The organism is Lawsonibacter sp. (assembly GCF_022777125.1).
GTDB lineage: Bacteria > Bacillota > Clostridia > Oscillospirales > Oscillospiraceae > Lawsonibacter_A > Lawsonibacter_A hominis.
In genome coordinates this window covers 1-6,544 of sequence record NZ_JALFGV010000050.1, presented here as the reverse complement: position 1 = coordinate 6,544, position 6,544 = coordinate 1, and the positions used below count along the sequence as shown (strand labels likewise).

Below are 6,544 nucleotides of genomic sequence, written 5' to 3'. Positions count from 1 at the left end.
CTGCCAGCGTATAGGCCCCCGCTCCGGGGTGGTCCCGCACGGCGGCGAAGGCCTCCTCCAGCCGGCACTGGTGGTGCGCCGTCAGCTGTCCCACCCGGGCGGTCAGGTCCCCACGGCCCCGGTGGCCGGGCAGAGGGAGGGCGCCGCCGTAGGCGCGCACCCGCTCCAGACTGACCAGGTAGGAACCCAGGGCGTCCGGCATGGCAGGCCAGGCGGTGATATTGGGGGTAATATCGAAGAGCACGTGATCCCCAAGGAGAATGGCATTGTGTTCCTCCAGGAAGAAGCACATCTGCCCCGGCGTGTGTCCCGGCATCAGCAGGCACCGCAGCCGCCAGGGGCCCAGCTCCAGAAGCTGGCCGTCCTCCAGGCTTTCATAGTGACCGCCGGTGGGCGGAGCCATGGAGCGGGCGGGATTGGTGTCGTTCAGATGGCGCAGGGACAAAAGCGGAAAGCCCTCCTCCAGAAAGCGCCGCTCCGCCATACCCCAGAAGACCCGGCGGGCCTCCGGATCGTCCAGGGAAGGACGGTCCACGCGGCTGACGTAGATGATCCCCGCCGTACCCGCCACCTCCGGGGCAAGACCGGAATGATCGGAATGCAGATGGGTGAGCACCACGTCGATGGGCTTGTCCAGGCAGCCCAGGGCTTCCAGCCCGGCAAACAGGGCCTCCCGGCAGGCGCTCTGACGAAAGCCGGTATCCACCAGAACGCTGCGCTGTGCGCCGCGGAGCAGATAGGCGTTGAGCTCTTTCAGCGGGTTGCCGGGCAGGGGCACAGGGATCCGGAAGAGGCCGGGCAGCAGTTCTTCGGGAAAGGGAGAGCGGCTCATTCGGTTTCCTCCTCATCCAGCAGGGCGGAAAGGACTTCGTTGTAGACCCGCTCGGGCTTGGCCTGAAAACCGGAGCACAGGCGCTCCCCCTGGTCCCGGGAGGCGCAGAACAGGGACAGGGAAAACAGATTCCCGCCGTCGTCGTCCAGGGCCAGCTCCACGGTAAAGCCGCCCTCCGCCCGCTCCAGGACCTGCGAGCGTACCTGGGCGTTGCGCCGCAGCGCGCCGTTGAGCTTGGATACCTGGAGCCCGGCCTTGCGCTTGACCGAGTAGGGCAGGCTGCTCTCACAGGCGGCGCCGTCCCGGCGCCCTTTCTCCGTAATGGCGTAGCGGTCGTCTTCCAAAACCAGATGGCCGGTCTCCACCAGCTCGTTTACCGCCTCGGCAAATTCGAAATAATCGACGCCCCCGTCGCACATGGTCAGATCGGTGAGCGTGGGAAAGTCAATGGGGGCCACCACCCGGGCCATCAGGTAGAGAATGAGAAATTTGATATCCAGCTTGTCATGAATAAAGCCATAGCGGGCCATCGTGTATGCTCCTTTCCCCCAAACAGATGGGATACCCTTCGTTGACAAGGGCAATTCCATTATACCGAAAAAAGGCCGCTGCCACAAGGGAAAGTTTCAGCCGCTTGACAGGGGGTCAGATATGGGGGTATCATACAGGGGAAACAGAAACGTGAAACAGAACGGAGGAACCCCACCATGGGAAAGAAACGGCTGCCCCTGCTCCTGGCGCTTTTCCTGCTCCTCTCCGCCTGCGGCGGGCCCGGTGATCCGGAGGCGACCCCCACGTCCGCACCCACGCCGGAAGCGGCGGTTACATCGCAGCCCGCTCCCGCACCCACGCCGGAGCCTTACGACGGACCGTGGAACCCCCTGACCGGGGAGCCCATCGGGGAGGACTGGGTCAACCGGCGCCCGGTGGCGATCATGCTCAACAATTTGAAGGAGGCCCTGCCGCAGCAGGGACAGTCCGAGGCCGACATCCTCTATGAGGTGCTGGCGGAAGGCGGCATCACCCGGATGCTGGGGGTCTATCAGAGTGTGGAGGGCGTGGGGAAGATCGGTTCCATTCGTTCTGCCCGGCCTTATTATCTGGAGCTGGCGCTGGGGCATGACGCCGTCTACCTCCATGCCGGCGGCAGCGAGGACGCCTACGCCAAGATCCGCCAGTGGAGCGTGGACGCGCTGGACGGCGTACGGGGACCCTATATGAGCAACAGCGACAATGGAAACCTGATGTGGCGGGATTCCGAGCGGCGCAAGAGCTACAGTCTGGAGCATACCGTGGTTACCAGCGGAGACGCCGTTTGCGAGCGCTTTGCCGGCTATACCGGTCTGCGGCAGGAGCATGAAGACGGCTATGTCTATGAGATGTCTTTTGCTCAGGACGGTACGCCGGCGGGCGGTGCGGCGGCACAACAGATCACCGTGCCCTATTCCAACTACAAGACGGGGCTGTTCACGTACGATGCGGACACCGGCCGTTACCAGGTGGAGGAATACGGCAAGCCCTATGTGGACGGAAACACCGGCGAAACGGTGGCGGTGACCAATGTGATCGTTATCAAGACGGCCTGTAAAAATACCGGCGACAAATACGCCCACATCACCGTGGATCTGTCCAGCGGCGGCGCAGGATGGTTTGCCTGCGGCGGACAGTATATTCCCATCACATGGACCAAGGATTTTCCGGATGGGCAGCTGCGCTATTTCGATGCTGAAGGCGAGCCGCTCACCTTCGGCGTGGGGAATACCTATGTGAACATCGTCCCCCTGGACAGCGCCGTGAGCTTTACATAACCAAAACACCCCCGGCATCGGAAGATGCCGGGGGTGTTTGTTTCAGGGGGCGGTCAGCTGCAGCAGCCCTTGAAGTCACGGTAGCCCTCGCCGCAGGGGGCGATGCTGTTGGGGGGGAAGAATTCGTCCACAGGGAATTTGACGTGACGGAAGATCTCGCAGGGGTCGTCGTCGCAGTTCCCGCAGGCGCACTCCTTTTCGGGCATGCAGTAGTCGTAGGCAGGCATAAGCAGCTGGGAGTCCCGCTCCAGACGGATAATGGAGAACTGGCCCAGGGTGACGTAAATGCGCTTGCCCTCGCCGCCGAAGCACAGGTCGCTGCCGAAGCAGGCGCAGATGCAGGGGGGAATCTCGGTGAGTTCGCAGTCGCAGCAGGGACGGCACTCGCAGACCTCCACCAATTTCATGTTGAGGACGATGGGGTCCACCGCCTCCACCACGGCGGTCGGCAGGTTGGTTTTGCGGATGTTCTGCTCGTCCAGGGCTTCAAAGGCGGCCTCAGAGGAAAAGACTTTGGCGGTGCCCTCGCTGCCGAAGAGGATGACGCGTTTGTCAAAGACGCACAGGCCGCAGACTTCGACCGGGCGGGCCGCGCCTACGAAGGCGTCGGCGGTGACGCGGTAGAAATAGCGCACGTCCACCGTGTAAAAGCCGCGGTTGAAGCCGATGGGCTCTACGTCGATGTACACGTACAGCAGCTCGGCCTTGCCGGCCTTGATGCTGATGGCCCGGTCGATGGCGCACTGGGAGCTCTGGGTGGGGTAGAAGCGCAGGTCTTCGATACAGTCCTTATCTTTGCAGGAATCATAGATTTTTTTTGTGTGTATGCACACGGCCTCACGGATACAGGCGGTATCCTGCACAGGGCCGGGCATGACCTTATCAGGCATTGCAATACCTCCCAAAAGAGTATTAAAAGGACAGTTCCTTCCGTTCCATTCTATGAGTGAGCGCCGGAATGGTGCAGGCGGGGCGTGGGTGAGAAAGGAGCCCAGGCCATTTTATGGCCTGGGCTCCGGAAGGGTGTTGGTCAGCGGGCGGAAAAGGGACGCGGCGCCTTGCGCCGTCCCGGCCGGTCGGACAGGATCAGCGCCAGGCAGCAGAGCAGCAGCACCGCGGCGATGAGGATGGCGCAGTTGCGGAAGAAAGCCTCCGGCATGACCAGAATGATCTGGTCGGTGCGCCAGTCAAAGAGCCAGTTGTCCTTTCCGGGGAAAAAGATGGCGTGGAACAGGGTAAAGGCCCGGTCGAAATCCAGCGCGGCCAGACCGGCCACGGCCGTCACCAGCGCCGCAGCCAGCGCCCCGGCCCAGAAGCCTGGCCCACGGCCCCGGAAACGGTGGAAGGCGAGCCTGCCGGTACGGCACAGCAGAACCAGGATCAAGGCGGTCCCGGCGCTGATCCCAAGCACCCAGAAATCGGCCGTGAAGAGCACGCGCACATCCTCAAAATGGCTCTTGCCGGATTCCGACCAGAGCAGCTGCCCGGTGCCGAAGGGCCTGCCCAGCACGCAGAAATCCAGTACCTCGTCATAGGCCTCACGGATGGTCTCCTGGGACCACCCGGTCTGCTCCGGCAGGTCCAGCGCGCCGATCTGCACATAGTAGAAGGGACGAAACAAGATGGGGACGGCAATGGAAAAGCTGACGGCCAGCAAAGCCAGCGCCACGGAACAGGAAAGCGAGGCCAGTTTGGAGGAATGCATCCAATCACTTCTTTCCGGCAGAGAGGGTAATCAGTACCTGGGAGGGCAGGTAGAACAGCCACATCCCGACCCGGGCGAAGGCGAACAGCCCGCCGTGCCCGGACACGGGAAGAAAGGCGGAGAGGTTTTGCAGCCCCACGCAGAGATCACAGCAGACGAAGAGGACGAGTCCAGCGGAAAACGCCGCATACCGCCGCCCCAGAAACAGACTCTCAAGCGCATTGGCGGCCAGCTGTGTGAAATAAAAGACGCTCAATGCGGTCAAAGACTCCAGGGCACTGAAGCGCCCCGCCACCAGCAGCACTGCCCCGCTCAGGGCCAGCCGCAGCAGCAGACGGGGCCATACCCGCCCGCCCCGCAGGCGGCGGAGCCGGACAAAATAGAGGGCCTGCACCACGCAGAAGGCGCCTACGCCGGCCAGATACCAGCGTCCCAGCACCAGCAGGAACAGATCGGCCAACAGGGTGACGCCAAGCGCGGCGCGTACTAGGCGGCGGTCGGGGTCCTGACTGCCGCCGCAGGACAGGAGGAAGCACAGAAGGATCGAGCCATACTTGAGGGCGGTGCTCCAGCCGCTTCCGACCTGCAGCAGGTCGAGGGTGAGAAAGGCGGAGTAGAGGCCGGCCTGTGCACAGAGGAATACGAGATATCTGCGTCCCATCGGTCTGCCTCCTCAAAATCTACTGGACAGCATTATACCCTCCCGCAGCTGGTATTGCAAGAAGCGGCAGCCCGCAAAGCGGGCCGCCGCTCCAGCTCGCTTAAGCGAGTTCCGCGCCAAGCGGAACCAATAGTCACCCGCTTTGCGGGTGAGGTTGAGAATTTAAATAGAGCCGCACCGACGGTAAACTGATGGATGTTCAGGCCATCAAAAAACCAAGAAAGACGGTGAAGCTCTATGGCGGACAGTTTAGCACATAGTAAATGGGTGTGCAAGTATCACATCGTGTTCACGCCGAAGTATAGAAGGAAGATAGATTATTGGGGGATGCGGGAGGATATCCGAGATATCATCCGGGATTTATGCAAGTGGAAAGGGGTAGCGATCCTGGAGGGAAAAGTAATGCCGGATCACATCCATCTATTGTTGTCGATACCGCCCAAGTATTCGGTGTCAAGCTTCATGGGATATCTGAAGGGAAAAGGTGCGATGATGATATTCGAGCGTCACGCAAATCTCAAGTACAAGTACGGCAACCGACACTTCTGGGCCACCGGGTATTACGTCAGCACGGTAGGCTTACAGGAGAAGGCCCTGAGGAAGTATATTCAAGAGCAAGAGAAACAGGATCAGATAGAGGACAAAGTTAGCACGAAAGAGTACGAAAACCCTTTTAAGGGTAACGCGAGGTAATCAGTCCACAATGGCTTGAACGTAGTGAAAGCCAGCGTCTTTTAGACGCTGGCCTCACTATGCCCCTACGGGGCTATTTCAAGCCACCCCTTTCAGGGGTGGTCTTGACTTGTCGAAAATGTATCGCCTTCCGCTTCGCAGCCTTCCGCCGCCCGCAGACGACGGAATCAAATCAGAATCCGCCCGTTCCGGGGACACAGGGTGAATGGTCCCCCAGGGGGCAAGGGAGGGGCCTGTGGGGGATGCGCCGCGGAAATGACCCTTCTCACGAAATTCTTGCCGACAATTCTACGAGAAATCGAGGCAACAATTTCGTATGGTCTTTTCGAAAAAGTGGCTTTGCCACTTTTTCAACAGCCTCGCTTACTTTTTGAAGCGCTCGAAGAGGGCCTGCTCCCACTGGTCGCCGTATTTCAGGCAGATCAGGAACAGGGCGATCCCGGCCAGCGCCAGCATCGCCATGCCCCAGGGAGGGATGGCGATGACCGAGCCTCCGAGCGCGCAGGCCACCAGCAGTCCCCAGGGCCGGGTCAGCAGAACGATGGTCAGGAAGCGGAGGAAGGGGATGTCGGTAAGCCCCGCCAGAATGCAGATCAAATCGTCGGGAAAGAAGGGGAACAGAAAGACCAGGGCCAGGAAAACGTCCCGCTTCCGGCGGATGACCTCCAGATACCTGTCCGCCACCGTTCGGCTGACCAGACGTTCGGCGAAGTTCTGCCCCAGAGCCCGGGCCAGCCAGAACACCAATACGGATCCAATGGTGATCGCGGCTACCGTCAGCAGGAACGCAGGCCACATCCCGAAGAGCACCGCTCCGGCCAGAGCGGTGATATTGCTTGGGATCG

At 61.1% G+C, this 6,544-nt stretch carries 8 protein-coding genes; 2 read left to right on the top strand and 6 right to left on the bottom strand.

From position 1 onward, the window contains the following. Window positions 1-832 (bottom strand): MBL fold metallo-hydrolase (locus MR825_RS04290; RefSeq protein ID WP_287879081.1); only part of this gene is annotated, 832 nt, incomplete at its 3' end. After that, window positions 829-1,362, bottom strand: a complete 534-nt coding sequence (locus MR825_RS04285; protein ID WP_186907864.1) for a DUF4364 family protein — start codon at window positions 1,360-1,362, stop codon at window positions 829-831. The genes MR825_RS04290 and MR825_RS04285, both read right to left, overlap by 4 nt. A gap of 177 nt (window positions 1,363-1,539) precedes the next feature. On the opposite strand from MR825_RS04285, the gene MR825_RS04280 reads away from it, so the two are divergent. Beyond that, window positions 1,540-2,640: a DUF3048 domain-containing protein gene (locus MR825_RS04280; protein WP_287879078.1), complete on the top strand. Its 1,101-nt coding sequence runs from the start codon at window positions 1,540-1,542 to the stop codon at window positions 2,638-2,640. Window positions 2,641-2,693: 53 nt separating this feature from the next. Here MR825_RS04280 and MR825_RS04275 read toward each other — a convergent pair whose 3' ends face one another. The 3 genes from MR825_RS04275 to MR825_RS04265 form a co-directional block, all read right to left on the bottom strand. Then, entirely contained in the window at window positions 2,694-3,530 is an 837-nt protein-coding gene (locus MR825_RS04275; RefSeq protein WP_256175879.1) for a hypothetical protein, read from the bottom strand. A 140-nt stretch (window positions 3,531-3,670) separates the two neighbouring features. Then, window positions 3,671-4,345, bottom strand: coding sequence for a TIGR01906 family membrane protein (locus MR825_RS04270; protein WP_186907816.1), 675 nt, complete (start codon window positions 4,343-4,345; stop codon window positions 3,671-3,673). Between the two features lie 4 nt (window positions 4,346-4,349). Beyond that, window positions 4,350-5,006 carry a lysoplasmalogenase family protein gene (locus tag MR825_RS04265; protein ID WP_287879076.1) on the bottom strand — a complete coding sequence of 219 codons (657 nt, stop codon included), beginning with the start codon at window positions 5,004-5,006 and terminating at the stop codon, window positions 4,350-4,352. 237 nt (window positions 5,007-5,243) lie between these two features. Here MR825_RS04265 and tnpA point away from each other — a divergent pair, with 237 nt between their 5' ends. Beyond that, the gene (gene tnpA / locus MR825_RS04260; RefSeq protein ID WP_287879074.1) at window positions 5,244-5,699 is read left to right on the top strand and encodes an IS200/IS605 family transposase; all 456 of its coding nucleotides are present in this window, start codon (window positions 5,244-5,246) and stop codon (window positions 5,697-5,699) included. 363 nt (window positions 5,700-6,062) lie between these two features. Here the strand turns inward: tnpA and MR825_RS04255 are convergent. Beyond that, window positions 6,063-6,544: TVP38/TMEM64 family protein (locus tag MR825_RS04255; RefSeq protein WP_287879072.1), on the bottom strand; the 482-nt coding region annotated here is incomplete at its 5' end.

Bases quoted from the DNA above. Each gene is read 5' to 3' on its own strand.
- MR825_RS04280 (WP_287879078.1), top strand. From the start codon at position 1,540: ATGGGAAAGAAACGGCTGCCCCTGCTCCTGGCGCTTTTCCTGCTCCTC.
- tnpA (WP_287879074.1), top strand. From the start codon at position 5,244: ATGGCGGACAGTTTAGCACATAGTAAATGGGTGTGCAAGTATCACATC.
- MR825_RS04285 (WP_186907864.1), bottom strand. From the start codon at position 1,362: ATGGCCCGCTATGGCTTTATTCATGACAAGCTGGATATCAAATTTCTC.
- MR825_RS04265 (WP_287879076.1), bottom strand. From the start codon at position 5,006: ATGGGACGCAGATATCTCGTATTCCTCTGTGCACAGGCCGGCCTCTAC.
- MR825_RS04275 (WP_256175879.1), bottom strand. From the start codon at position 3,530: ATGCCTGATAAGGTCATGCCCGGCCCTGTGCAGGATACCGCCTGTATC.
- MR825_RS04270 (WP_186907816.1), bottom strand. From the start codon at position 4,345: ATGCATTCCTCCAAACTGGCCTCGCTTTCCTGTTCCGTGGCGCTGGCT.